The organism is Streptomyces sp. MMBL 11-1 (assembly GCF_028622875.1).
Lineage (GTDB): Bacteria > Actinomycetota > Actinomycetes > Streptomycetales > Streptomycetaceae > Streptomyces.
Map to the genome: position 1 here is coordinate 2,679,302 of NZ_CP117709.1, position 23,680 is coordinate 2,702,981.

The 23,680-nt window shown below is 71.7% G+C and carries 23 protein-coding genes; 13 read left to right on the forward strand and 10 right to left on the reverse strand.

The window, feature by feature from the left end; genetic code table 11:
- Positions 1-340: 340 nt before the first annotated feature.
- A complete protein-coding gene (locus PSQ21_RS11490) occupies positions 341-952 on the reverse strand; it encodes a DUF2017 domain-containing protein (protein WP_274030382.1) in 612 nt (203 codons plus the stop codon).
- 85 nt (positions 953-1,037) lie between these two features.
- Positions 1,038-1,355, reverse strand: coding sequence for an ATP-dependent Clp protease adapter ClpS (gene clpS / locus PSQ21_RS11495; RefSeq protein WP_010062069.1), 318 nt, complete (start codon positions 1,353-1,355; stop codon positions 1,038-1,040).
- A gap of 79 nt (positions 1,356-1,434) precedes the next feature.
- On the opposite strand from clpS, the gene PSQ21_RS11500 reads away from it, so the two are divergent.
- Positions 1,435-2,763 (forward strand): nicotinate phosphoribosyltransferase, encoded by a 1,329-nt coding sequence (locus PSQ21_RS11500; protein ID WP_274030383.1) that lies wholly within the window; start codon positions 1,435-1,437, stop codon positions 2,761-2,763.
- 221 nt (positions 2,764-2,984) lie between these two features.
- Positions 2,985-3,575, forward strand: a complete 591-nt coding sequence (locus tag PSQ21_RS11505) for an isochorismatase family protein (protein WP_274030384.1) — start codon at positions 2,985-2,987, stop codon at positions 3,573-3,575.
- 91 nt (positions 3,576-3,666) lie between these two features.
- Here the strand turns inward: PSQ21_RS11505 and PSQ21_RS11510 are convergent, their stop codons facing one another.
- Together PSQ21_RS11510 and PSQ21_RS11515 are read right to left on the reverse strand one after the other, a co-directional pair.
- Entirely contained in the window at positions 3,667-4,089 is a 423-nt protein-coding gene (locus tag PSQ21_RS11510) for a hypothetical protein (RefSeq protein WP_274030385.1), read from the reverse strand.
- A gap of 124 nt (positions 4,090-4,213) precedes the next feature.
- Positions 4,214-6,616 carry an immune inhibitor A domain-containing protein gene (locus PSQ21_RS11515; RefSeq protein WP_274030386.1) on the reverse strand — a complete coding sequence of 801 codons (2,403 nt, stop codon included), beginning with the start codon at positions 6,614-6,616 and terminating at the stop codon, positions 4,214-4,216.
- Positions 6,617-7,043: 427 nt separating this feature from the next.
- Here PSQ21_RS11515 and PSQ21_RS11520 point away from each other — a divergent pair, with 427 nt between their 5' ends.
- A complete protein-coding gene (locus tag PSQ21_RS11520) occupies positions 7,044-7,373 on the forward strand; it encodes a hypothetical protein (protein WP_274030387.1) in 330 nt (109 codons plus the stop codon).
- A gap of 33 nt (positions 7,374-7,406) precedes the next feature.
- Here the strand turns inward: PSQ21_RS11520 and PSQ21_RS11525 are convergent, their stop codons facing one another.
- Both PSQ21_RS11525 and PSQ21_RS11530 read right to left on the reverse strand, forming a co-directional pair.
- Positions 7,407-8,072, reverse strand: a complete 666-nt coding sequence (locus PSQ21_RS11525) for an RDD family protein (RefSeq protein WP_274030388.1) — start codon at positions 8,070-8,072, stop codon at positions 7,407-7,409.
- Positions 8,073-8,286: 214 nt separating this feature from the next.
- Positions 8,287-9,981, reverse strand: coding sequence for an RDD family protein (locus tag PSQ21_RS11530; RefSeq protein ID WP_274030389.1), 1,695 nt, complete (start codon positions 9,979-9,981; stop codon positions 8,287-8,289).
- 247 nt (positions 9,982-10,228) lie between these two features.
- Between PSQ21_RS11530 and PSQ21_RS11535 the strand changes: the two genes are divergently transcribed.
- On the forward strand, positions 10,229-10,711 hold the full coding sequence (locus PSQ21_RS11535; RefSeq protein WP_274030390.1) for an SsgA family sporulation/cell division regulator: 483 nt from the start codon (positions 10,229-10,231) through the stop codon (positions 10,709-10,711).
- Positions 10,712-10,736: 25 nt separating this feature from the next.
- On the opposite strand, the gene PSQ21_RS11540 is transcribed toward PSQ21_RS11535, so the two are convergent.
- Complete coding sequence (locus PSQ21_RS11540) at positions 10,737-12,104, reverse strand: FAD-binding oxidoreductase (RefSeq protein WP_274030391.1); 1,368 nt, start codon at positions 12,102-12,104, stop codon at positions 10,737-10,739.
- 98 nt (positions 12,105-12,202) lie between these two features.
- On the opposite strand from PSQ21_RS11540, the gene PSQ21_RS11545 reads away from it, so the two are divergent.
- Complete coding sequence (locus tag PSQ21_RS11545; RefSeq protein ID WP_274030392.1) at positions 12,203-13,873, forward strand: tetratricopeptide repeat protein; 1,671 nt, start codon at positions 12,203-12,205, stop codon at positions 13,871-13,873.
- A 96-nt stretch (positions 13,874-13,969) separates the two neighbouring features.
- On the opposite strand, the gene hppD is transcribed toward PSQ21_RS11545, so the two are convergent.
- Complete coding sequence (gene hppD, locus PSQ21_RS11550; RefSeq protein WP_274030393.1) at positions 13,970-15,115, reverse strand: 4-hydroxyphenylpyruvate dioxygenase; 1,146 nt, start codon at positions 15,113-15,115, stop codon at positions 13,970-13,972.
- Positions 15,116-15,237: 122 nt separating this feature from the next.
- On the opposite strand from hppD, the gene PSQ21_RS11555 reads away from it, so the two are divergent.
- The 8 genes from PSQ21_RS11555 (at position 15,238) to PSQ21_RS11590 (ending at position 21,859) form a co-directional block, all read left to right on the forward strand.
- Positions 15,238-15,735: an Lrp/AsnC family transcriptional regulator gene (locus PSQ21_RS11555; RefSeq protein WP_274035712.1), complete on the forward strand. Its 498-nt coding sequence runs from the start codon at positions 15,238-15,240 to the stop codon at positions 15,733-15,735.
- Between the two features lie 16 nt (positions 15,736-15,751).
- Positions 15,752-16,399, forward strand: coding sequence for an ABC transporter permease (locus tag PSQ21_RS11560; protein WP_274030395.1), 648 nt, complete (start codon positions 15,752-15,754; stop codon positions 16,397-16,399).
- Positions 16,392-17,663 carry an ABC transporter ATP-binding protein gene (locus tag PSQ21_RS11565; RefSeq protein WP_274030396.1) on the forward strand — a complete coding sequence of 424 codons (1,272 nt, stop codon included), beginning with the start codon at positions 16,392-16,394 and terminating at the stop codon, positions 17,661-17,663. Before PSQ21_RS11560 ends, PSQ21_RS11565 begins: the two co-directional genes overlap by 8 nt.
- Positions 17,660-18,526 (forward strand): ABC transporter permease, encoded by an 867-nt coding sequence (locus tag PSQ21_RS11570; protein ID WP_274030397.1) that lies wholly within the window; start codon positions 17,660-17,662, stop codon positions 18,524-18,526. Before PSQ21_RS11565 ends, PSQ21_RS11570 begins: the two co-directional genes overlap by 4 nt.
- A 53-nt stretch (positions 18,527-18,579) precedes the next feature.
- Positions 18,580-19,524, forward strand: a complete 945-nt coding sequence (locus tag PSQ21_RS11575; RefSeq protein WP_274030398.1) for a glycine betaine ABC transporter substrate-binding protein — start codon at positions 18,580-18,582, stop codon at positions 19,522-19,524.
- Between the two features lie 77 nt (positions 19,525-19,601).
- Positions 19,602-20,219, forward strand: coding sequence for an ArsR/SmtB family transcription factor (locus tag PSQ21_RS11580; protein ID WP_274030399.1), 618 nt, complete (start codon positions 19,602-19,604; stop codon positions 20,217-20,219).
- A gap of 46 nt (positions 20,220-20,265) precedes the next feature.
- Positions 20,266-20,460 (forward strand): hypothetical protein, encoded by a 195-nt coding sequence (locus PSQ21_RS11585; RefSeq protein WP_274030400.1) that lies wholly within the window; start codon positions 20,266-20,268, stop codon positions 20,458-20,460.
- Positions 20,461-20,485: 25 nt separating this feature from the next.
- Positions 20,486-21,859 carry an MFS transporter gene (locus PSQ21_RS11590; RefSeq protein ID WP_274030401.1) on the forward strand — a complete coding sequence of 458 codons (1,374 nt, stop codon included), beginning with the start codon at positions 20,486-20,488 and terminating at the stop codon, positions 21,857-21,859.
- Here the strand turns inward: PSQ21_RS11590 and PSQ21_RS11595 are convergent.
- Both PSQ21_RS11595 and PSQ21_RS11600 read right to left on the reverse strand, forming a co-directional pair.
- Entirely contained in the window at positions 21,819-22,607 is a 789-nt protein-coding gene (locus PSQ21_RS11595; RefSeq protein ID WP_274030402.1) for a S16 family serine protease, read from the reverse strand. The genes PSQ21_RS11590 and PSQ21_RS11595 overlap by 41 nt on opposite strands.
- Positions 22,608-22,775: 168 nt before the next feature.
- Complete coding sequence (locus tag PSQ21_RS11600; RefSeq protein ID WP_018958460.1) at positions 22,776-23,420, reverse strand: IclR family transcriptional regulator; 645 nt, start codon at positions 23,418-23,420, stop codon at positions 22,776-22,778.
- Positions 23,421-23,680 lie beyond the last annotated feature (260 nt).

The following is a 23,680-nucleotide window of genomic DNA, read 5'->3' on the forward strand; positions in this document are numbered from 1 at the left end:
CCCGGACATGGATGGAATGCCGTCGGCGTTCGGCCGGTTTCCGGCGCCCCCGGGAACAGGGGTGGCGTTTCCGGGCGGTCGTGAAGATTTATCACGGCCGCCCGGGGACATGGTGGGACATTCTGTGGCGCACGGCACAGGAAAAAGCGGGCAAGGGGTTATGTCCGGCACGAAAGGGCCGGATCGCTTGGTGAGATCTTTATACGGATCTGAGCGTCCGTTGAGCGAACAGAGGGCGCCTCCCCCGGCACGGCGGGGGAAGCGCCCTCTGTTACGGCCTTACGACCTCATGGCCTTTTGGCATGACGGCCTCACGGCATCACGGTCTCGGGCCTCCGCCTCACGGCATGAGCGTGTCGACGAGCGTTTCCTGGAGCGCGCCGAGCCAGAGGTAGGCCATCACCATGGGCTTGCGCGGATCGGTGTCGGGGAGCCGGTAGAGCGAGCCCTCCCCGCCCTCGTCCTCGTCGGAGACCTCCAGCCGGGTGCCGATGGTCAGGCGCAGGTCGTTGAGGGAGCGGAGCCAGCTGCGGCACTCCTCGCCCGTGAGGGTGAGGACGGCGGCGCCGTCCCCGGCGGGCGAGAGTGCGTCCAGGGTGCGGACGACGGTGACGGCGTCCTCGCGCTTGCCCGAGCGCAGGTCGTTCTCGGTGAAGCGGCGGAACTCGGAGGACAGCTCGCGCAGCTCCTCCTCCGGCTTTCCGCCCTCGGCGGGCCGGTCGGGGCCGCCGTAGGCGTCGGGGAAGAGCCGGGCGAGCGCCGGGTCGGACGGCGGCTTGCTGGGGCCCTCGGCGAAGAGGGCGGCGAGCGGGTCCTCGCCCTCGGCGGGCGTCTCGCCCGGGCCGATCAGTTCGAGCAGCTGGACGGCGAGGGAGCGCAGGATGGAGATCTCGACCTCGTCGAGCGCGACGGCCGCGCCGCCGCCTGGGGTGGCCTCGAAATGGCCGGCCATGGATTCTCCGATGGTGGGTCGAACGGGGCGGGATCGGGCGGGTCGGGCTGATCGGGTGGGCCGGACCGGGCGGGCCCGGGCGGCCCTAGTTGCGGTCCTGGGTGAGGGTGGCCCACAGCCCGTATCCGTGCATGGCCTGGACGTCGCGCTCCATCTCCTCGCGGCTTCCGCTGGAGACGACGGCGCGGCCCTTCTGGTGCACGTCCAGCATGAGCTTGTGGGCCTTGTCCTTCGGGTAGCCGAAGTAGGCCTGGAAGACGTAGGTCACGTAGCTCATGAGGTTGACCGGGTCATTGTGGACGAGCGTCACCCACGGGACGTCCGGCTCGGGGACCGCGAAGGTCTCCTCGGCCGAATCGGGACGTTCGATCTCTAGCGGGGTAGCAACGCTCACCTGTCCCATGCTGCCACCCGGGCGGGCCCGGCGCACAAACGGACCCCACATCTCGTCACTTTGACGAATAGGGGGTAGCATCCCAGCCATGAACTCAGCGGACCTCGGGCGACGGGTCGGCGTTCCGTCGACCGCGCTCTTCACCGACCAGTACGAACTGACCATGGTGCAGGCGGCCCTCAGGGCCGGCACCGCCGACCGGCACTCGGTCTTCGAGGCGTTCACCCGCCGGCTGCCCGAGGGGCGGCGCTACGGAGTCGTCGCGGGCACCGGCCGGGTGCTGGACGCGGTGGAGAACTTCCACTTCGACGACGAGATGATCGGCTTCCTGCGGCAGCGGAAGATCGTCGACGAACCCACCCTCGAATGGCTGGCCGGCTACCGCTTCGGCGGCGACATCTGGGGCTACCCGGAGGGCGAGGTCTACTTCCCCGGCTCCCCGATCCTGCGGGTGGAGGGCTCCTTCGCCGAGTGCGTGCTGCTGGAGACGGTGATCCTCTCCATCCTCAACCACGACTCCGCCATCGCCGCCGCCGCCTCGCGGATGTCGGCCGCCGCCGGGGACCGCCGGCTGATCGAGATGGGCGCGCGCCGCACCCACGAGCTGTCCGCGGTCGCCTCGGCCCGCGCCGCGTTCGTCGGTGGCTTCGACGCCACCTCCGACCTGGCGGCCGGCTTCCGCTGGGCGATCCCGACCGTCGGCACGAGCGCGCACTCCTTCACCCTGCTGCACGACAGCGAGCGCGACGCGTTCCGGGCGCAGGTGGACTCGCTGGGCCGGGGCACGACGCTGCTGGTCGACACGTACGACGTGACCGAGGCGGTCCGGGCGGCCGTCGAGATCGCGGGACCCGAGCTGGGCGCCGTACGGATCGACTCCGGGGACCTGCTCCTGGTCGCGCACCGGGTGCGGCAGCAGCTGGACGAGCTGGGGGCGACGGACACGAAGATCGTGGTCACCTCCGACCTGGACGAGTACGCCATCGCCTCGCTGGCCGCCGCGCCGGTGGACGCGTACGGGGTCGGCACCCAGCTGGTCACCGGGAGCGGGCACCCCACCTGCTCGATGGTCTACAAGCTGGTGGCCCGCGCCGGCTCGGCGGAACCGGACGCTCCGCTGGTGCCGGTGGCGAAGAAGTCGCTCGGCGCGAAGGCGTCGAAGGGCGGTCGCAAGTGGGCCGCCCGCCGGACCGACGAGCACGGCGTCGCCGAGGCCGAGGTGGTCGGCACCGGCCCCGTCCCCGAGGAGCTGGCCGACCGGCAGCTGCTGGTGGAGCTGGTGCGCGGTGGCGAGGTGCTCGCGCGCGAGCCCCTGGAGGCCATCCGGGAGCGGCACGTGGCCGCGCGCGCGGGGCTGCCGATGTCGGCGATCCAGCTGTCGCGGGGCGAGCCGGTGATCCCGACCGAGTACGCCTGAGACCGGCCCGGGGCGGCCCTCGGGGGGCCGCCCCGGCATCCGGACCGACCGGGTCCGCAACCGGGGGTTTGGCGGGTGGGCTTGATTGTGACGGCCCAGTGCCTAGGCTCGAACCCGCGGACCCACCCGCATCCCCGCCCCGCTCGGCGCCATCCCGCTCCGGTCCCCACCCGCTCCCGCCCCACCCCATCCGCTCCCGCCCCCACCGAAGGACACCCGCCATGCACCGCGCATTGATCGTCGTGGACGTTCAGAACGACTTCTGCGAGGGCGGCAGCCTCGCGGTGGCGGGCGGTGCCGATGTCGCCGCCGCCATCACCGACCTGATCGGCGACGCCCAGCCCGGCTACCGCCACGTGGTGGCCACCCGCGACCACCACATCGACCCGGGCGACCACTTCTCGCCCAGCCCGGACTTCGAGCACTCCTGGCCGCCGCACTGCGTCGCCGGCACGGAGGGCGTCGGCTTCCACCCGAACTTCGCGCCCGCCGTCGCCTCCGGCGCGATCGACACGGTGTTCGACAAGGGGGCGTACGCGGCCGCGTACAGCGGGTTCGAGGGATCCGACGAGAACGGGACCGGCCTCGCCCAGTGGCTGCGCGACCGCGAGATCACCGAGGTCGACGTGGTCGGCATCGCCACCGACCACTGCGTGCGGGCCACCGCGCTGGACGCGGCCCGTGAGGGCTTCGTCACGCACGTGCTGCTCGACCTGACCGCGGGCGTGTCCGGGCCGACCACGGAACGGGCCCTGGCGGAGCTGCGTACGGCGGGCGTGAAGCTCTCCGGCACACCGGTGGTCGCACCGTAACGCCACCGCGCCCGGACCACGCCTCCGCCGCCCGGATGACGCCTCCCGCGCCCGGATCACGCCTCCGCCGCCCGGACCACGCCTCCCGCGCCTACGCGGCCGGGCGGGCCGGGCCGGCGTACCCGGCGGGGCCCAGCAGGGCCCTGATCGGGTGCCACAGCTCCTGGCACGCCGGGGGCGCCTGGGGTGACTGGGGCGCGAGGCCCGACGGGCCGGCCGGGCCCGCCTGCGGTGCGGCCCGCCACAGCAGGCCGTCCGGGTGGTGCAGCACCGCCGTGACCTCGTCCGGCGTGGGCGGCCGGTCGTTGCCGCGCAGGTAGACCGCCCGCAGCCCCAGGTTGCGCAGCCGGGTCAGGGCGCGCGCCCGGTTCGCCGCGTGCACCAGCACCCGTACCGGGGCTCCGGGCCCCGCTCCCGTACCCCCGTGGGGGGCTGTTCCGCCGACCGGTCTGGTCAGGGTCAGTGCGACCACCACCGTGCCGTTGGGCAACCTGCAGAAACCTCCGCCTGCCATGCTCCGCGCTCCCCCGTGAGACGTCGTGTCAATAAGGATGTGAACAAGACGCACCTAAACACGATCGGCCGCCGCCCGCTAGAGGGCGACGGCCGATCACGCTTTGACCTGCGATTTTACTTGATCAGCGACCCGAGGGGCTGACCAGAACGCTCATCGTCGAGCCGTTGCGGGGCTCGTGGACGATGGAGATGCGGGTGTTCGTGTCAGGAACCTTGACACCACCCGTGGGGTTCTCCTTGTACCAGTAGGTGCCCTTGCGGTCGTCGAAGACCGGGTTGCCCAGGGCCGGCTTGATGTACAGCGGCACGTCCGCGTTGTGGAGCGTGAAGCCCTGGTTCGGGTACCAGCTGAACGGCGCGTCGAACGGCTGGATCTTGTTGCGCAGGAGCGAGCCGTCCTTCCACTTCAGCGGCTTGGCGTGCGCGTCGATCGGCAGGATCAGACCCTGGCCCGGGTGGACGGAGGTGTTGTTGTCCTTCTGGGAGGTGTCCCAGAGCCAGACCAGCAGGCCGTTCTGGTACGCGTAGTGCTCGACCCAGTCCGGACGGGTGCCGGAGAAGCCGAAGTTGTACGGTCCGACCTCAAGGGTCTCGTCGTACGACACGTACTGGCGGTTCTCCGCGATGTAGTACTGCGGGTAGTCCTGGGTGAAGGACTCACCGACCCGCGAGAAGCCCTTCGCGGTCCAGCCGTTGTCGTCGCCCTCGGCGTTGTCCGAGAAGAGCGTGGCGCCGTCGGCCGTGATGGTGATCTCGTCGGCCGCGAAGCCCTTGCCGCCCGCGCCGCCGTCCGTCTGGTAGCGGAAGCGGAGGTCGACCTTCTTGCCCGCGTAGGCGTCCAGCGAGAAGGAGAGCTTCTTGTGCGCGCCGGAGACGTCGGTCAGGGCCGGCTTGTCACTGGCGTCGCGCGGGATGGCCTTGCCGTCGGCGGTGCCGTCGAGCGCGGTCCAGTTGGCGCCGCCGTTCTCGGACACCTCGGTGTAGAGGTAGTCGTAGTCGGCCTCGATGTCGTACCAGCCCGAAAGGTCCAGCGTGGCCTTGGACTTGCCGGTCAGGTCGACCGAGCGGGTCAGGGTGTTCGACAGGTCGTCGCCCATGTCGCTCCACCACTGCTTCGCACCCTCGGCGGGCTTGACGACAGTGGTGGTGACGGCCTTCTTCGGCAGCTCGACGACGAGCGCCTGCGGGTTCTTGGTGTTGTACGCCGAGACACCCAGCTTGTGCAGCGAGGTCTTGCCCGCCTTGGCCTTGTCGTAGTCGAGCCAGCCGAGCTGGAGCTTGTCCCACGAGGTCATGTCGCCCGGCAGGTTGCCGATCTCGCCCGTGCCGGTGCCGAGCCAGGAGCCCGCCGACATCAGGGACCAGAAGCCGACCGAGTTCTCGCCGCCGCCGGAGGTGTCGTACAGGTCCGGGAGGCCGAGGTCATGGGCGTACTCGTGGGCGAAGACGCCCAGGCCGCCGTTCTCGGGCTGGACGGTGTAGTCACCGACCCAGATGCCCGTGTCGCCGATCTGGGCGCCACCGGCCTTGTTGTCCGCGGGCCCGGTCGCGCCGGCGTTGGTGCCGTACGCGTACCAGCGGTGCGCCCAGATGGCGTTGGTGCCCTCGGCGCCGCCGCCGGCCGACTCGTCCTCGCCGGCGTGGACCAGCTGGAAGTGGTCGATGTAGCCGTCGGGCTCGTTGAAGTTGCCGTCACCGTCGAAGTCGTAGCGGTCCCACTCGTCGTACTCGGCGAGGTTCGCCTTGATCTCCGCGTCGGTGCGGCCCTTGGCCTGCTGGTCCGCGACCCAGGCGTTCACGCCGTCGCGCACCGCGTCCCACACGTTGGCGCAGTTGGACTGGCCGCAGTAGTTGGAGCCGTAACGGGCCTCGTTGTACGGGACCTTGACCCAGTCGGAGACCTCTCCCTCGACCGAGTAGCGGCCCGAGGAGGTCTTCTCGTAGTAGGTCTTGAGCGAGTGGACGCCCTTGCCCTCGCCGAAGTAGAGCTCCTGGAAGTGCTCGCGGTTGTAGTCCTCCTTCCAGGCGGTGCTGTTGTCCTTCTTCGGGTCCGGCTTGGCGATCTTGTTGTGCGCCGGGCCCGGGGCGCCCCCGAACTTCTTGACGGGCGGCTTGGGGCCGTCGCCGTCGGGGTCGAACATCGTGGTGTCGTCGACCTGGTCGCCGAACTCCAGCAGGATGGTGAAGATCTTGTCGGTCTTCTCCCGGCCGAGCTCCACGTACTTCTTGTCGCCGAGCTTGACGACCTTGGAGCCGCCCCGGTTCGCCACCTTCTTCTCGCCGGAGAGCACCTGCTCCAGCGCGGCCTCGCGCTGGGCGGCCTGCTGCTCGCTGAAGGGGCCCTCCAGGTTGTGCTCCACGTGCCCCTTGGCCGGCGCCGGGTCACGGCGGTCGACGGTGGAGACGCCGGAGCCTGATGAGCCGTCATGCGCCTGGGCGGTGGCGAAGGTCGACGCCGTCGCGGCGGTCGCAGCCATGGCCACGACAACGGCGGCGGCGCGAAGCGCCTGTCTCTGATTGGTCACTTGATGCAGTCCTCCCCGGGCGTCCGCGCAGCGGCCAGGGGGGTAGGAAACGGGCCGCGCGCGTAAACGCGTCACAAGTGACGACATTCGATCGGAGTTATGAGAGAAAAGACAGACCTTGACTTGAACAGACCAAGTGCACTATGCGGAGCGCTTTTCCGGTATGCGGACGGTAGGGGGCGGGTATGGGAACGGTAAAAGAACGGACGCGGCCCGGACCTGGCCGTTCGCCTCACCCCAACCGGCGCGTCCCGCTGTCCGGTTGGTGAGAGGCGTGAACCCGTGCGCCCCCTGTGCACCGGTACCGTGTGTTAGGTCACGCTTACTACCGGTCCCGGTCGGGCATTCACCGTCGTAGGGTCGTTCGGCGCGCACGACCGTGCCGAACGCCGCCCGCCCATCCGACGTCCCGAGGACGGAAACCGCCATGCCGCGTCCGACTGCCGCACAGTTCGCCTACGGTTCGGCCACCGTCGTCGTCACGACGCTCGCCCTGCTGCTGCTGTTCCGCACGGAGTCCGGCATCGGCGTCGCCGCCGTCGGCACGACCGCGCTGGCCCTCGGCCTCCTGGTCGCCGTACGGCTGCCTCTCCCCCGCCACCGTGGAGCGGAGGGGGCCGGACGGACCACGACCGAGCAGGCCGCCGCCCGAACCCACCGCGCCCTGGAGGGCGTCGGCACCCGGGAGCGCGTCCCGGCGGCCCGGTCATCGGCGTCGGCATCGGCATCGGCGGACGAACACTCGCTGCGTCGCTGAACGGGCGGCGAGGGACCAGAGGCCGGCCGTCCGCTAGCGGACGGCCACCACGACCGTCTTGGCGGCCTTGTCCTGAAGCCCCTGCCGGTAGGGCTTGTCCGTGAACATCAGCACGATGTTGATCAGCCACCACAGGCACGGGCAGCACAGCAGCGCCGGGGCCCACAGCACGACGGCCCGCATCAGCGCGGCCCCGGTGTCGGGCACCCGCCCGTCGTTGAGCATCGCGACGCGCAGCTTCAGCAGCCGCTTGCCCAGCGTGCGGCCGTCCTTGTGGGTGAAGTACGTGTCGTAGGCGACGTAGACCACCAGGCCGATGATCGACCACAACAGCTGGCTCCCGCCGTACCCGTTGGCGACGGCGTCGCCGAACCCGTCGTCGCCGTCCCCGTTGACGTCGACCGCGCCGCCCCAGGGCAGCGAGATCAGGTACAGCGGGATCGAGATGACGAGGAAGTCGATGAGCCGCGCCAGGATCCGCTTGCCCGGCTCGGCGAGCGGCGGCATCCCGGCCAGCGGATCGGGCGCGCCGAAGCCGGCGCCGCCACCGTACGGATCGTTCGGCGGGGGCGGAGGCGGCGGGGGCGGCACACTGCCGTACGGCTGACCCTCGGACGGCGGCGAGGGCTCCTGCGGCTTCTTGAGGAACGGATCGTCGTCCTCGGGCGGCTGGCCGGGCGTCGGCTGGTCGTTGCTCATGGGGGCAGTGCATCCCGCGTCACCGGGCCCCGCAACGGCTCAGGTGCGTTCGGGGGACGCGGAGCGGCATACGAGTCTAAACGGGCGGACCGCCCCCCGCCCGGCCACGCGTTCCCGGGGCCCGCTCAGCCCGCCCAGCGGTTCCTTGTGGGTCCCGCTCAGCCCGCCCAGCGCTTCCTTGTGGGTCCCGCTCAGCCGTTCCTGTGGGGCCCGCTCAGCCCGCCACGAAGGTGCGGGCCGCCTTGTCGTGCCAGCACTGGCGCCAGGGGCGGTCGATCAGGCACCAGAGAACGTTGACCACGCCGATGACGAGCAGTCCCAGCACCCCGTAGACGAGCCAGCGGCGCAGGGCCGCGCCCAGGGTGGGCGCGTCGTGGGACTCGATGTCCCGTACGTCGAGTCCGCAGAGCTTCTTGCCCAGCGTCCGGCCCCACTTGGCCGTCGGCAGTGCCTCCAGGAGGAACCCGATGAGCAGGAACGCGGCGAGCAGAGCCCCCAGCAGCGCCCCGGTGGTGGAGTCCAGCAGCCAGACGGTGACCGTCTCGCCCGTCTCCTTCGCCGCGGTGATCTTCCGGTCGATGTGGTCGAGCGCCCGGGTCGCCAGGGGGACGGCCGCCGCCCCGACGGCCGCGCCGAGCACGAGGCTGTCGACCAGCCGGGCGGCGAACCGCTTGCCGAGGCCGGCGGGCCGGGCCGAGGCCTGGTTGCGGGCGAGTTGCTGGAAGGGGTCGTCGACCGGCGGCTTCCAGGGCACGACGGGCTGGTCCGCGCCCGCCCCCTGGCGCTGGTGCGACTGCGGTTGCTGGTGCGGTGGCTGATGCTGCTGCGGTTCGGGCCGGGCCAGTTGGTGGACCTGCTGCGCCCAGGAGGCCGAGCCTCCGCCGGGGCCCGGCGTCAGCGGGGCGTGCGGGGCCGCCGGGGGCGCGGGGGCGGGGGACGGAGCAGGCACGGGAGCCGGGGACGGGGTGGGCACGGGAGCCGGGGCCTGGACCGGCCCCTGCCGCACTTCCTGCGGCAGGGGGGCGGGAGCCGGGGCGGGCGCCGGCAGCGGTGCCCGCTGCACCTGAGCCTGCTGTGCCCGCTGTCCCTGGACGTGCTCCGGCTGCTGTGGCTGCGGGTGCTGGACCTGCGGTGCCGGTGGCCGCGCGTGCTGGGCCGGTGGCTGCTGTGCGTGCTGTGTCCGCGCCGGCAGGGCCCGGGGCGCCGGAGCCGGTGGGAGACTGTTCTGCGCCGCGCCCACGTTCTGCGGCCCCTGCTGCGTACCGGCGTTCTGCGGCGCCGGGGACGGAGCCGGGGCCGGAGACGGCTGTACGGCGTCGGGCCCCGGGGTGCGCGGACCCACCGCGCGGATCGTGACCGTCCCTTCGGCCGGCGGACGCGCCCCGGCCTCCTCGGCGGACCGGCCGCCGTCCCGCGTGTCCGGCAGCGCGCCGCCCGCCGGGCCCTGGGCCAGCGGCGCCCTCGGGTCGGCCTGCGGCGACGGGCGGCCGGCGGGCTCGGGCGCCGGCCCGCCCCAGTCGGCCCGGCGGTCCTGTTCGCCGCCGAAACCGTGCCGGCCCGCGGTGTCCGCCTGCCGGGCGGACGCGGAGTCCGCGTGGTCCGGGGCGGGTTCACCGGTCCCGGCCGGGGCCACGGGGCCGCCCTGGAGGCCACCCCGGGGGCCGTCCTCCTCGTCGAAGAAGATCGGCCCGGTCTCCTCCACCGGCGCGTCCTGCGCACCGGCCGCGGGGGCGGCGGCCACCGAGGCGGCGGGGGCGGCGGCCGGACCCGTCTGCCGGGGCGCGGGGCGGCTCGTGCCGGGGACCCAGGACGCGCCGTTCCAGTACCGGACGTAGCCGGGGATGGAGGGGTCGGGGTAGTAGCCCTCACGGGGGCTTTCGTCACCGGGTGCCGGAGTTGGCGCGCTCATCAGCGGGTCCCGTATCTCTTCGAGGCCTCAGGCCGTCCCCGCCGGGCGGGCGGACGGCCTCAATACAAGGGTCCACATCTATCAGACAGCCGGCCGCCCCCGGGCCGGTCCACCTGTTTGGGACCACTTTCGGGACCGCATGAAGTTTTTTCGGGAAGTCGCGTCATAGGTGGAGGGGAGGGCGCTCTCTCCTTGTGCGGGACGGTCACGGGACCGGCCCATGAGCACCGGAAGGTTGTGCATTCTCATGCTGAGCATCGTGGAACGTGAGCTGGAGATGAAGCTGGTCCTGTCCCCCGAGCGGTCCATCCCGGTACCCGCCCGGCTGACGTATCGCACGGACGACCCGTACGCCGTCCATATCGCCTTCCACATCGGGTCCGAGTCGCCCGTGCACTGGACGTTCGCCCGGGAGCTGCTGGTGGAGGGCGTGTTCCGGCCGTGCGGGCACGGGGACGTACGGATCTGGCCGACGAAGGTCGGGGGCCGCAGCGTCATCTGTGTGGCCCTCACCTCCCCCGACGGCAACGCCCTGCTCGAGATGTCCTCGCCCGCCGTGGCCGCCTGGGTGGAGCGGACCCTGCGGGTGGTGCCGCCGGGCGCGGAGAGCGACCGGCTCGGCATCGACGAGGCGCTGGCGGAGCTGCTGGCCCCGCTGCCGGCCGACGACCTCTGGCTCGGCGACCCGTGGTCGGCGGACGACGCGTCGTCCCAGGACGGCGAGGTGTGAGGGCGGCCGGACAGGAGGGCCGCTGTCAGAAGAGCTTGCCGGGGTTGAGGAGGCCGAGCGGGTCGAAGGCCGCCTTGATGGAGCGCTGCAGTTCGATGCCGGTCTCGCCCAGTTCGCGGGCGAGCCACTCCTTCTTGAGGACTCCGACGCCGTGTTCGCCGGTGATGGTCCCGCCCAGTTCCAGGCCGAGCGCCATGATCGCGTCGAAGGACGCCCGGGCCCGGCGGGACTCGTCGGGGTCGGTGTGGTCGAAGCAGACGGTGGGATGCGTGTTGCCGTCGCCCGCGTGGGCGCAGACGCCGATGGTGAGGTCGTACTCCTCGGCGATGGCGGCCGTGCCCGCGAGCATCGCGCCGAGCTGCGAGCGCGGTACGCAGACGTCGTCGATCATCGTGGCGGACTTGACGGCTTCCAGGGCGGTGAGCGACATCCGGCGGGCCTGGAGGAGGAGTTCGGATTCGGCGTGGTTATCGGCGGGGACCACCTCGGTGGCCCCGGCGGCGGTGCACAGCTCTCCGACGGCGGCGAGGTCGGCGAGAGGGTCGGGGGTGTCGAAGGCGCAGAGCAGCAGGGCCTCGGTGGTCTCGGGCAGGCCCATGGAGGCCAGCGCGTTGACGGCACGCACGGTCGTACGGTCCATCAGTTCGAGGAGTGACGGGGTGTGACCACGCTCCATGATCCGGCACACAGCGTCACACGCGGCGGCGGCCGAGGAGAACTCGGCGGCGACGACGAGCTGCTGGGGCGGCTGCGGCCTGAGCGCGAGGACGGCCTGGACGACGATCCCGAGACTGCCCTCGGAGCCGACGAAGAGCCGGGTCAGGTCGTACCCGGCGACGCCCTTGGCGGTGCGGCGGCCGGTGGTGAGGAGCCGTCCGTCGGCGAGAACGACGTCCAGGCCCAGGACGTACTCGGCGGTGACCCCGTACTTTACGCAGCACAGACCGCCGGACGCGGTGCCGATGTTGCCGCCGATGGTGCACGTCTCCCAGCTGGAGGGGTCCGGCGGGTAGTACAGACCGTGTTCGTTCACCGCGCGTGACAGGACGGCGTTGACGACGCCCGGTTCGACGACGGCGATCCGGTCGACCGGGCTGATCTCCAGGATCCGGTCCATCTTCACCAGGGAGAGCACGACGCAGCCGTCCGAGGCGTTGGCCGCGCCGGACAGGCCGGTACGGGCGCCCTGCGGGACGACCGGGACGCGCAGCGCGGTGGCGGTGCGCATGACGTGCTGGACCTGCTCGACCGTGCGCGGGAGCACGACGACGGCCGGGGTGCCGGCCTCGCAGAAGCTCGCCATGTCGTGGGCGTAGGACGCGGTGACGTCCGGATCGGTGATCAGCGCTTCCGGGGGCAGTCCCGCGCGCAGCCGTTCGAGAAGATCGCTCATGGTCCGAGCGTGGCACCCGGGGCCAATGGTGTGAACCCGTGGGGCGGCGACGATCCCAAGACGCGGTGTGCTCGTATGACTGACGCACAGTGAGGGCCATGGATGTCATGCCGCAGCAGGATCCGGAGTCCCGCCAGCCGCCCGAGCCGTCCCCGCGGGACCCCTACGCGATGCCCGCCGAAGGCGCCACCGCCGTACCCCCACCGCCGCCCACCCTGCGGACGACGCTGCGCAGGGCCGCGGTCGGCGCGGTCGCCGCCGGGGTGCTGCTGGCCGGGGCGCTGGTGGCGGTGGAGGACGGGGAGGGCGACGGGCCGAGGGAGCCGGGGCCGGTCGAGCGGGCCGAGGCGGCGACGGCCGCGGGCTCCCCCGCCTCGCTCCCGGACCTCACCGCACTGATCGGGGACCGGCAGAAGTGGGTGGAGTCCCACCCGTCCGACGCCCCGGCCCTGGCGACGCTCGGCACGGCGTACGTGGAGTGGGCGCGGCGTTCGGCGGACACGACGTACTACGCGCGCGCCGAGGAGGTCCTGAAGCGCTCGCTGGAGGCGCGGGCGGGCGAGCGGGGGAACGCGGAGGCGTGGGTGGGCCTGGCGGCCCTGGCCAACGCCCGGCACGACTTCGTCGCGGCGAAGCGCTGGGGCGAGACCGTGAAGAAGCAGCGGCCGAAGGCCTGGAGCGTGTACCCGGTCCTCATCGACGCGTACACCGGGCTCGGCGACCAGAAGGCGGCGACCGCGGCGACGGAGAGGTTCGGCGAGCTGCGCAAGGGCGTTCCGGCGCTGGCCCGCACCGCCGAGCTGTACCGGGGCCAGGGCTGGCGGGAGGACGCGCTGGCCACCGCCCGGGAGGCGGCGGACCGGGCGACGGGGCCCGCTGAGAAGGCCGAGGCGCTGCACCGTCTCGGCGAGCTGGCCTGGGAGCGCGGCGAACCGGAGGAGGCGGTGGCGCAGTTCGACGCCGCACTCCGCACGGACGCCGGCCACCACGCCTCACTGGCCGGCCGGGCGCGGGCCCTGGTGGCGCTGGAGCGCACCGACGAGGCGCTGGCCGCGTACAGGAGCGCGCTGGAGAAGCTCCCGCGCCCGGAGTACGCCCTGGAGCTGGGCGAGCTGTACGAGTCGCTGGGGCTGGACGGGGACGCCCGCACCCAGTACGCCCGGCTGCGGAAGATGGTGGCCGGGGCGGAGAAGGCCGGGGTCGACGAGTCCCTGCTGCTGGCCCGCTACGAGGCCGACCACGGGGACCCGGAGGAGGCGGTGGAGCTGCTGCGCGGCCAGTGGGCGAAGCAGCACCGCAGTGCGGCGGTGGCGGACGCGCTGGGCTGGGCGCTGCACCGGGCGGGCGAGTCGGAGGAGGGCCTGGAGTACGCCCAGCGGGCCGCGGACACCGGCGTGCGGAACGCCTCGTACGCGTATCACCTGGGCGTGATCCAGCGGGAGCTGGGGGACTACGGTCCCGCGCGGCGGAATCTGGAGCAGGCCGTGCGCACCAACCCGGCCTTCTCGCCGCTCGCCGCGCCGCTGGCCCGTCAGGCGCTGGAGGCGCTGGGCGAGCCGCCGCCGGGCGGGCCGGGCGACACGCAGCCGCCCCCGCCGCCGCCTGCCCCGGAACCGAAGCCGACGCCTACGCCGACGCCGGAACCGGAGCGGGAGGCGGGGGCGGAGGCTCCGGCCCCCTCGAAGACGGCCCCTTCCCAGTCCCCGGCCCCGCCCCCGTCGGGGACCGCGGCGAGCAGCCCGGCGGCCGAGGCCTCGAAGAGTCCGTGACCGGTGACGGGTGACGGGGTGCGGTGAAGGACGTGGGCCGCCGCGGTCCGGGGTACTGCCCCGGGCCGCGGCGGCGTTTTGCGTACGGGACGCGGATCAGAGGTTGCCGCGCTTCTCCTGCTCGCGCTCGATCGCCTCGAACAGAGCCTTGAAGTTGCCCTTGCCGAAGCCCATGGAGCCGTGGCGCTCGATCATCTCGAAGAAGACGGTCGGCCGGTCCTGGACCGGCTTGGTGAAGATCTGCAGCAGGTAGCCGTCCTCGTCGCGGTCGACGAGGATCTTCAGCTCGCGCAGGGTCTCGACCGGCACCCGGGTCTCGCCGGCCCACTCGCCGAGCGTGTCGTAGTACGAGTCGGGGGTGTCCAGGAACTGGACGCCGGCGGCGCGCATCGAGCGGACCGTGGCGACGATGTCGTTCGTGGCGAGCGCGATGTGCTGGACGCCCGCGCCGCCGTAGAACTCCAGGTACTCGTCGATCTGCGACTTCTTCTTCGCGATGGCCGGCTCGTTGATCGGGAACTTGACCTTGAGCGTGCCGTCGGCGACGACCTTCGACATCAGGGCGGAGTACTCGGTGGCGATGTCGTCGCCCACGAACTCCTTCATGTTGGTGAAGCCCATGACCTCGTTGTAGAAGCCGACCCACTCGTTCATCCGGCCGAGCTCGACGTTGCCGACGCAGTGGTCGATCGCCTGGAAGGTGCGCTTGGCGGGCGGCTCGACGATCGGCGAGGCCGCCGCGAAGCCGGGGAGGTAGGGGCCCTCGTAGCCGGAGCGCTCCACCAGGGTGTGGCGGGTCTTGCCGTACGTGGCGATGGCGGCGAGGACGACGGTCCCGTGCTCGTCCTTGACCTCGTGCGGCTCGGTGAGGCCGCGGGCGCCGTGCTCCACGGCGTACGCGTACGCGGCCCGGGCGTCCGGGACCTCGATCGCGAGGTCGACGACGCCGTCGCCGTGCTCGGCGACATGGTCGGCGAGGAAGGTGCCCCACTCGGTGGACGGCTTGATCACGGAGGTGAACACGAAGCGGGCGGCGCCGTTGGTCAGGACGTAACTCGCGGTCTCGCGGGTGCCGTTCTCCGGTCCGGAGTAGGCGACCAGCTTCATGCCGAAGGCGGTCGAGTAGTAGTGCGCGGCCTGCTTGGCGTTGCCCACGGCGAAGACGACCGCGTCCATTCCCTTGACCGGGAAGGGGTCGGCCTGCCGGACGGTTTCAGGGCTGGTGTGCAGAGTCTCAGTCATGTTCGAAGGCTCTCCCCACATCGCAAGGTGCGCAACAGTTCGCACATCTACTGGTCAATGTGAACAGCAGATGGCCATGATGGCCGGACTATCTGTACAGGATGACCATCGAAGGCGGGCTCATGGCGATCGATCATCTGGACGGGCGGCTCATCGTGCTCCTGGCGCGCGAACCGCGGATCGGCGTCCTCGAAGCGTCCCGGCGGCTCGGGGTGGCGCGCGGGACCGTGCAGGCGCGGCTGGACCGCCTTCAGTCGAACGGCGTCATCCGGGGATTCGGCCCGGACGTGGATCCGGCGGCGCTCGGCTACCCGGTCACCGCGTTCGCCACGCTGGAGATCAAACAGGGCCAAGGGGCCGACGTACGCGCCCACTTGGGCGGCGTACCGGAAGTGCTGGAGCTGCACACCACCACCGGGCACGGCGACATGTTCTGCCGGCTGGTCGCCCGTTCCAACGCCGACCTTCAACGGGTGATCGACCGGGTTGTCGGATTTGATGGCATTGTCCGGGCCTCCACGGCGATCGTCATGGAGAACCCGGTTCCCCTGCGGGTCATCCCTCTGGTGGAACAGGCGGCCGAGGACACCGACCGGCCCGAGGCCCCGGGGCGTCATTGATCAGAAGGAGTGCCGTGTGAGCTTCTGGGAGTACCTGACCACCCGCCACCAGCAGCTCCTCACGGACGCGTTCCAGCACATCAGCGCGGTCTTCCAGTGCATGGTCATCGCGACCGTGCTGGGGGTGGCCATCGGGGTGGTGAGCTACCGCAGCGGCTGGGGCGGCTCGCTGGCCATCACCTCCACGGCGACGATCCTCACCATCCCGTCCCTGGCCGCGATCGGTCTGCTGATCCCGCTGGTCGGCCTCGGCGTCGCACCGACGGTGATCACCCTGACGCTGTACGGGCTGCTGCCGATCGTCCGGAACTCCGTCGTCGGGCTGCGGGGCGTCGATCCGTCGCTGGTCGACGCGGCGACGGGCATCGGGATGTCACGGTCGGCGCGGCTGTGCCGGGTGGAGCTGCCGCTCGCCTGGCCGCCGATCCTGACCGGCATCCGGGTCTCCACCCAGATGCTGATGGGCATCGCCGCCATCGCCGCGTACGCCTCCGGGCCCGGCCTCGGCAACGAGATCTTCCGGGGCATCGCCTCGCTGGGCAGCGCGAACGCGATCAACCAGGTCCTCGCGGGCACGCTCGGCATCGTCGTCCTCGCCCTGCTCTTCGACGCCGCGTACGTCCTGCTGGGACGGCTGACCATCCCGAGGGGGATCCGTGCCTGAGACCGCGACCGACACCAGGGCCCCCGCCGCGGGCGGGGCCGCCGCCACCTCCGGGGCCACCATCCAGCTGGAGAACCTCACCAAGAGCTACCCGGGTAACCCGAACCCGGCCGTCGAGAACGTGTCGATGGAGATCAGGGCGGGTGAGACCGTGGTCTTCGTCGGGCCCTCCGGCTGCGGGAAGTCCACCACCCTGAAGATGATCAACCGGCTGATCGAGCCGACGTCGGGCCGGATCCGCATCGACGACGAGGACGTCACGGACATCGATCCGGTGAAGCTGCGCCGCAAGATCGGCTACGCCATCCAGTCCTCCGGTCTCTTCCCGCACATGACGGTCGCGGACAACATCGCCCTGGTCCCGAGGATGGTCGGCTGGTCCAAGTCCCGGGTCAGGGACCGGGTGGAGGAGATGCTCGACCTGGTGGGCCTGGACCCGCGCGAGTTCCACGGCCGCTATCCGCGCCAGCTCTCCGGCGGGCAGCAGCAGCGGGTGGGCGTGGCGCGGGCGCTGGCAGCCGACCCTCCCGTACTGCTGATGGACGAGCCGTTCGGGGCGGTCGACCCGATCACCCGCGACCACCTCCAGGACGAGCTGATCCGGCTCCAGCACGAGCTGCACAAGACGATCGTGTTCGTCACCCACGACTTCGACGAGGCGATCAAGATCGGCGACCGGATCGCGGTGCTGCGGGAGCGCTCGCACATCGCGCAGTTCGACACCCCCGAGGCGATCCTCACCAACCCGACGGACGACTTCGTCTCCGGCTTCGTCGGCGCGGGCGCGGCCCTGAAGCGGCTGAATCTGACCCGGGTGCGGGATGTGGGCATCGCGGACTTCCCGACGGTGACGGTCGAGGACCCGCTCCAGTCGATCTTCAACAAGCTGCGCAGCGGCCCAACCAACGAGCTGCTGATGCTGGACCGCCGCAACCGCCCGTACAAGTGGCTGCGGCGCGGCGACCTGATGCGGGCGCGCGGTTCGCTGGCGCGGGCCGGGCAACTGGTGCACGACACGGTGACCCGGGACGCCACCCTGCACGACGCGCTGGAGGCGGTCCTCACCGACAGCGGCGGCCGGGTCGCGGTGACCGGGCGGCGCGGCGAGTTCATCGGGGTCGTCGACATGAAGACGCTGATGGACAACGTGCAGGAGCTGCTGGAGGCCGACCGGCTGACGGCGATGGAGCACCAGCACGAGCTGGAGGAGCTGCGGGTCCACCAGACGGAGCAGGAGCTGGAGGGGGGTGGCGGCGGCCGATGAGTCCCAGCCATCCGGCCGGCCCCGGCAAGGGCCCCGCCCCGGCCCGGCCGCCGGGCGAACACGACGTCAAGGGCCACGCGTTCCACGACGAGGAGAACGACCCCTCCCCCGCCCCGGCGGGGCCCGCGCGCCGGTTCACCTGGCGGAAGCTGGTGGTCCTGCCGGTGGTGCTGGCGGTGCTCCTGGTCGTCACCTACGTATGGATCACCAACACCCATCTGGACTCGATCGCGGAGAACTCGCTGACCGGCGGCAATGTGCAGCTGCGCTGGTGGCAGCATGTGCGGCTGACGGCGATCTCCACGTTCTGGGTGCTGATCATCGCGATCCCGCTGGGCATCGCCCTGACCCGGCGGCGGCTGCGGAAGGCGGCCCCGGCGTTCACCGCGCTGGCCAACATCGGGCAGGCGACGCCCGCGATCGGCCTGCTGGCGCTGCTGGTGATCTGGCTGGGCATCGGCCCGCGCACCGCGATCATCGGCATCGTGATCTACGCGGTGCTGCCGGTGCTCTCCAACACGGTGGCGGGCCTGCGGGCGATCGAGCCGAACATGATCGAGGCGGCGCGCGGGATGGGGATGTCCGGCCGGGGCGTCCTGATGAAGGTGGAGCTGCCGCTCGCGGTGCCGCTGATCCTGGCCGGAGTACGTACGGCACTCGTCCTGAACGTCGGCACGGCGACGCTGGCGACGTTCGGAGGGGGCGGCGGACTGGGCGACCTGATCACCTCGGGGATCCAGACGCAGCGGATGCCGGTGCTGATCATCGGCTCGGTGCTGACGGTGGTGCTGGCCCTGCTGGTGGACTGGCTGGCCTCGCTGGCCGAACTGGCGCTGACGCCGCGCGGGCTGGAGGAGCGGTGAGGAGGGCGAGGAGGGCGAGGGGAGCGAGGGGAGCGAGGGGGAAACTGCTGCTGATGGTGGTGCCGGTGCTGCTGCTGGGCGGCTGCGGGCTGAAGAGCGGTTCGCCGATGGTGGACGACGTGTCGCCCGGGTCGGTCGGGCAGGGCGAGCCGCTGAAGGGCGCGACGCTGACGGTGACGTCGAAGAACTTCAGCGAGAACATCATCCTGGGCCAGATGACCGGCCTGGTCCTCAAGGCGGCCGGAGCGGAAGTCCTGGACCGGACGAACCTGCCGGGTTCGATCAGCGCGCGCGAGGCCATCATCAACGGCGACGCCGACGTCCAGTGGGACTACACCGGCACGGGCTGGATCACCTTCCTGGGCCACGCGGACCCGATCGTCGACCCGAAGAAGCAGTATGAGGCGGTACGGGACGAGGACAAGGGCAACGGGGTCATCTGGCTGCCGCCGGCCCCGCTCGACAACACGTACGCGCTGGCGATCAGCAAGAAGAACAACGCGAAGTACGGGCTGAAGACCCTCTCGGACGTGGCGGCCCTGGCGAAGAAGGACCCGGGCGCGGTGACGATCTGCGTGGAGAACGAGTTCGCCTCCCGCGACGACGGGCTGCCCGGTATGGAGAAGAAGTACGGGATGAGGATCCCGGCCGGCAACATCCGGAAGATGGACGCCGGGATCATCTACACCCAGGTGTCCGAGTCCAGCTCCTGCCTGCTGGGCGAGGTCTTCACCACGGACGGCCGGATCAAGGCCATGAACCTGGACGTCCTGGAGGACGACAAGCACTTCTTCCCCAACTACAACGCCTCCCCGGTCGTCCACGAGGCCACCTTCGAGAAGTACCCGGTGATCGCGGAGCTGCTGGACCCGCTCGCGGAGAAGCTGACGACCGAGGTGGCGCAGACGCTGAACGCCAAGGTGGACGTGGACGGCGAGGACCCGCACGAGGTGGCGAAGGACTGGCTGGTGGAGGAGGGGTTCATCGAGGAGGGGTGAGTTGCCCGGAAGTCGTTGCAAAGAGTTCGTTGCAAAAAAGCCTTGCAAAGCGTTCTTTGCATCTCTACTGTCGACGCATGACGGAGAACGAGGACGCCTCCCGCCCCCACCGCCACGACGAAGCCGACCGCAGGATCCACAACGTCGACGCCCGAACACTGCGCGCCGTCGCGCACCCCCTGCGGATCCGCCTGCTGAAGGCGCTGCGCGAGTTCGGCCCCGCCACCGCATCCCAACTCGGCGAAAGGCTCGGCGAGTCCAGCGGTGCGACCAGCTACCACCTGCGCCAGTTGGCGGAGAGCGGGCTGGTCGAAGACGCTCCGGAGCTGGGCAAGGGGCGCGAGCGCTGGTGGCGGTCGGTGCACGAAGGCTCGATGTTCGAGACAACGGACTTCCGGACGCATGCCGACCCGGAGGTGCGCGGGGCCATCGACTTCGTCCTGTACGAGACGGCCACGTCCCACGCCCAGGAGCTGAACACCTGGCTGGGCACCGTGGACGACTGGTCGCAGGAGTGGCAGCGCAGCTGGGACATGAGTGACTTCACGCTCCGCCTCACCCCGGAACTCGCCCTGGAGATGTCCCAGAAGGTCCACGAAGTGATGGAGAGCTACCGGGGCCGCGTCCCCGACGACACCGAGGGATCGGCCGTCGTCCGGACCCACCTGCATGCCTTCCCGCGCCGCTCCGAATGAAGCCGCCGCACACCGCGACTCGCCACCATCTGAAGGGAATCCCGTTATGCACGCGGACGTCCACCACCTCCTGCACGCCACCCGGGCCGCCGAACTTCACCACGCGGCAACGGCGTTCCGCCTCCCCCGCACCAGCCTGCGCACCCGGGTCGGCTGGACCCTGGTCGAGGTGGGGCTGCGCCTGACGACCCAGAGCCGGGAGGCGACCGCGCCTAGCGCCGCCGCCTTCCATCCGGCGTAACCATCGACTCGGGGGAGACAACACCATGGGGCACCGCACCCCGCTCGCCGCTACGCTCGCGGCCAACTCCATTTCCACCGCGGGCACTTCACTGACCCTGATCGGCGTCCCCTGGTTCGTCCTGGAGACCACCGGCAGCGCGGGTCGGGCCGGGGTCGTCGCCTTCTGCGCCACCCTGCCGATCGTCGTCGCCGCGCTGGTCGGCGGACCGGTCATCGACCGGATCGGCCGCCGCCGGGCCGCCATCGCCTCCGACGCCGTCTGCGCGGCCGCCATCGCCGCGATCCCGCTGCTGCACTTCGCCGGCGCCCTCGACTTCTGGATGCTGTGCGCGCTCATGGCGCTCAACGGGTTCGCCCACACCCCGGGCAACACCGCGCGCTACGTCCTGATCCCGGACCTGGCCGAGCACGCCGGAACCACGCTCGCCCGGGCCGCCAGCCTCTTCGACGCCGTCTCGCGCGGGGCCCGCATGGTCGGCGCGGCCCTCGCCGGGGTCCTCATCGCCTTCGTCGGCGCGGAGACGGTCCTGCTGCTGGACGCGGCGACCTTCGGACTGTCGGCCCTGCTGATCGCCGCAGGGGTACGGGGAGTACGCGCGGCCGAACCGCGGAAGGCGGAGGCCCCGGTCTCGCTGCGCGCCTACGGCACCGAGCTCCGCGAGGGTTACGCCCACGTGCTCGGCAACCGGCTGCTGCTGGCGGTCGTGGTGATGGTGATGTTCATGAACGGCACCGACCAGGGCTGGAACGCGGTCCTGCTCCCGGTGCACGCCGAGGGCGAGCTGAGCGGCGCGCCCGCCATCGGGCTGCTCACCGCCCTGTTCGGCGCGGGCGGCCTGACCGGGGCGCTGCTGTACGGGGCGGTGGGGCACCGGTTCTCGCGCCGGGCGGTGTTCACGGTGTGCGTGATCCTGTGCGGTGCGCCGAGGTTCCTGGTCGCCGCGGTGACCGGGACGACGCTTCCCCTCGCGGTGACGATGCTGCTCGGCGGGATCGCGGCCGGCGCGCTGAACCCGATCCTGACGACGGTGATCTACGAGCGCGTGCCGGACCGGCTGCGCAGCCGGGTGGCGGGGGCGCTGACAGCGGGGTGCGAGTTCGCGATGCCGGTGGGCGGGCTCGCGGCCGGACTGCTGGTGGAGGGCGCCGGGGCGACGGGGGCGCTGCTGCTGATGGGCGGGGTCTACTTCCTGGCCACGCTGAGCCCGCTGGTGTTCCCGTCCTGGCGGACGCTGGACGACGCACCGGTGACGGAGAGCGGGGAGGTCACGGAGACCGGGGTGACCAGGGAGGCCAGGGAGGCCAGGGAGAGCGGGGAGACTGCGGATTTTCCGGGGCCCCGCGTGGAGCCGCTGGTCAGCAGCTCGGCACCGGTCCGCCCGTCTCCAGGCTCTTGAGCGAGCCGACCGCGTCCTTCAGCGTGGAGACGGGCACGACCCGCAGCCCGTCGGGCGCCTCGGCCTCCGCCTGAGCGCACTCGGCCTTCGGCACGAGGAAGACACTCGCCCCGTCGCGATGGGCGCCCTGGGCCTTCATCGCCACCCCGCCGACCGCGCCGACCTTGCCGTCCGCGTCGATCGTCCCCGTACCGGCGATGGTGCGGCCGCCGGTGAGGTCGCCGCCGGAGCCGTTGCCGTCGAGCTTGTCGATGATGCCGAGGGAGAGGAAGAGGCCCGCGCTCGGGCCGCCAACGTCGCCGAGGTCCACCTCGACGCGCATCGATCCGGGCTCGCGGTCCAGGTAGTTCAGGGCGGCGTCGACGGCGACGTTCTGCGACTGCTTCATGTCGTCGAGGTTGTGCTTCTCGATCTCCTTCTCGGAGCCGCCGGTGGGGTAGACGGAGTCGCGCGGCATGACCGCCCGGTCGGTCCGGAACCAGCCGTCGATCACCTCGCCGACACGGACGTCCGCCTTCGGCCCGGTGGCGAGGATCGTCGTCATCCTCAGCTGCCCGTCGGTGGGCCGGGTCTCGGCGCCGGTGATGGTGATCACCGGCCGCCCGTCGTCCTCGCCGAGCACGTCCGCGGTCAGTCCGGGCCGGGCCAGGGTGAACGGCAGCGGTGCGAAGGCCGCCGTACCGAAGAGGGCGAGGACCGGCAGCGCGCAGAGGGCGAGGACGCGGGGGCGCGTGAGACGAGTGAGCACGCACCCAATCTAACCGCCGTCCTCCGGCCGGAACGCGCCAGGCGTACGCCGCCCCCGACGCCGCCCCCGACGCCGTTTCTGCCCGCACGGCGTCGACGCGTTCGACGCGTACCGGCCGGGGAGTGCCCGGGCGAAGGCGGGTGCGGGCGCTCCCCTGCCGGTACGGCCCTACCGCAGCGCGTCGGCCACTTCCCGGGCGGCGTCGAGCACGCGGGGCCCGACCCGTTCCGGTACGGCGTCGGCGAGCATGACGACGCCGACACTGCCCTCCACGCCCGAGACCCCGACCAGGGGCGCGGCCGCCCCGCTGGCCCCGGCCTCGAGTTCGCCGTGGGTGAGGGTGTATCCGGGGTGTCCGGCCTCCGTCGTCTGCCGGGCGGACAGGATGGCCCGGCCTGCCGCGCCCCGGTCCAGCGGGTGCCGGAAGCCGGCCCGGTAGGCGACGTGGTAGTCGGTCCAGGTGGGCTCGACGACGGCGACCGCGAGGGCGTCACTGCCGTCGACGAGCGTGAGGTGGGCGGTGGCCCCGATGTCCTCGGCCAGGGAGCGCAGCGCGGGCAGCGCGGCCTCCCGGACGAGCGGGTGCACCTGTCGGCCGAGCCGCAGCACACCGAGGCCAACACGGGCGCGGCCGCCCAGGTCCCGGCGGACCAGTGCGTGCTGCTCCAGCGTGGCGAGCAAACGGTAGACGACGGTCCGGTTGACACCGAGCTTGTTGGACAACTCCGTCACGGTCAGGCCGTGATCGGTGTCGGCGAGCAGTTTGAGGACGCGCAGTCCTCGGTCGAGCGTCTGGGAGGTCTCCGCTGTCACGACGCCCTCTCCTCTTCGGGGTGAGCGACGACGGTCCTACTCCGGCGGGGTTGCGACGCCGGTCCCAGCGGCGACGCACGGAGAGGCCGCCGGCCTGGCAAGGCACCGGCTGCGCTCCGCGGCGGCGTTGCCACGGGGCGTTCATATGGCGGGGACAGTAGCGAGCCAGTCCGCTCAGCGGAAGTCCTCGTCCAGAATCCGGTCTCCGGACACGGAGGCCCGCAACGGCGCACGCATAAGGGCCGGTCAGCGGGGCGGCG

Excerpts from the sequence above, each read along its gene's own strand:
- PSQ21_RS11490 (WP_274030382.1), bottom strand. The coding sequence starts at position 952 with ATGGCCGGCCATTTCGAGGCCACCCCAGGCGGCGGCGCGGCCGTCGCG.
- clpS (WP_010062069.1), bottom strand. The coding sequence starts at position 1,355 with ATGGGACAGGTGAGCGTTGCTACCCCGCTAGAGATCGAACGTCCCGAT.
- PSQ21_RS11500 (WP_274030383.1), top strand. The coding sequence starts at position 1,435 with ATGAACTCAGCGGACCTCGGGCGACGGGTCGGCGTTCCGTCGACCGCG.
- PSQ21_RS11505 (WP_274030384.1), top strand. The coding sequence starts at position 2,985 with ATGCACCGCGCATTGATCGTCGTGGACGTTCAGAACGACTTCTGCGAG.
- PSQ21_RS11510 (WP_274030385.1), bottom strand. The coding sequence starts at position 4,089 with ATGGCAGGCGGAGGTTTCTGCAGGTTGCCCAACGGCACGGTGGTGGTC.
- PSQ21_RS11520 (WP_274030387.1), top strand. The coding sequence starts at position 7,044 with ATGCCGCGTCCGACTGCCGCACAGTTCGCCTACGGTTCGGCCACCGTC.
- PSQ21_RS11525 (WP_274030388.1), bottom strand. The coding sequence starts at position 8,072 with ATGAGCAACGACCAGCCGACGCCCGGCCAGCCGCCCGAGGACGACGAT.
- PSQ21_RS11530 (WP_274030389.1), bottom strand. The coding sequence starts at position 9,981 with ATGAGCGCGCCAACTCCGGCACCCGGTGACGAAAGCCCCCGTGAGGGC.
- PSQ21_RS11535 (WP_274030390.1), top strand. The coding sequence starts at position 10,229 with ATGCTGAGCATCGTGGAACGTGAGCTGGAGATGAAGCTGGTCCTGTCC.
- PSQ21_RS11540 (WP_274030391.1), bottom strand. The coding sequence starts at position 12,104 with ATGAGCGATCTTCTCGAACGGCTGCGCGCGGGACTGCCCCCGGAAGCG.
- PSQ21_RS11545 (WP_274030392.1), top strand. The coding sequence starts at position 12,203 with ATGGATGTCATGCCGCAGCAGGATCCGGAGTCCCGCCAGCCGCCCGAG.
- hppD (WP_274030393.1), bottom strand. The coding sequence starts at position 15,115 with ATGACTGAGACTCTGCACACCAGCCCTGAAACCGTCCGGCAGGCCGAC.
- PSQ21_RS11555 (WP_274035712.1), top strand. The coding sequence starts at position 15,238 with ATGGCGATCGATCATCTGGACGGGCGGCTCATCGTGCTCCTGGCGCGC.
- PSQ21_RS11570 (WP_274030397.1), top strand. The coding sequence starts at position 17,660 with ATGAGTCCCAGCCATCCGGCCGGCCCCGGCAAGGGCCCCGCCCCGGCC.
- PSQ21_RS11575 (WP_274030398.1), top strand. The coding sequence starts at position 18,580 with ATGGTGGTGCCGGTGCTGCTGCTGGGCGGCTGCGGGCTGAAGAGCGGT.
- PSQ21_RS11580 (WP_274030399.1), top strand. The coding sequence starts at position 19,602 with ATGACGGAGAACGAGGACGCCTCCCGCCCCCACCGCCACGACGAAGCC.
- PSQ21_RS11585 (WP_274030400.1), top strand. The coding sequence starts at position 20,266 with ATGCACGCGGACGTCCACCACCTCCTGCACGCCACCCGGGCCGCCGAA.
- PSQ21_RS11590 (WP_274030401.1), top strand. The coding sequence starts at position 20,486 with ATGGGGCACCGCACCCCGCTCGCCGCTACGCTCGCGGCCAACTCCATT.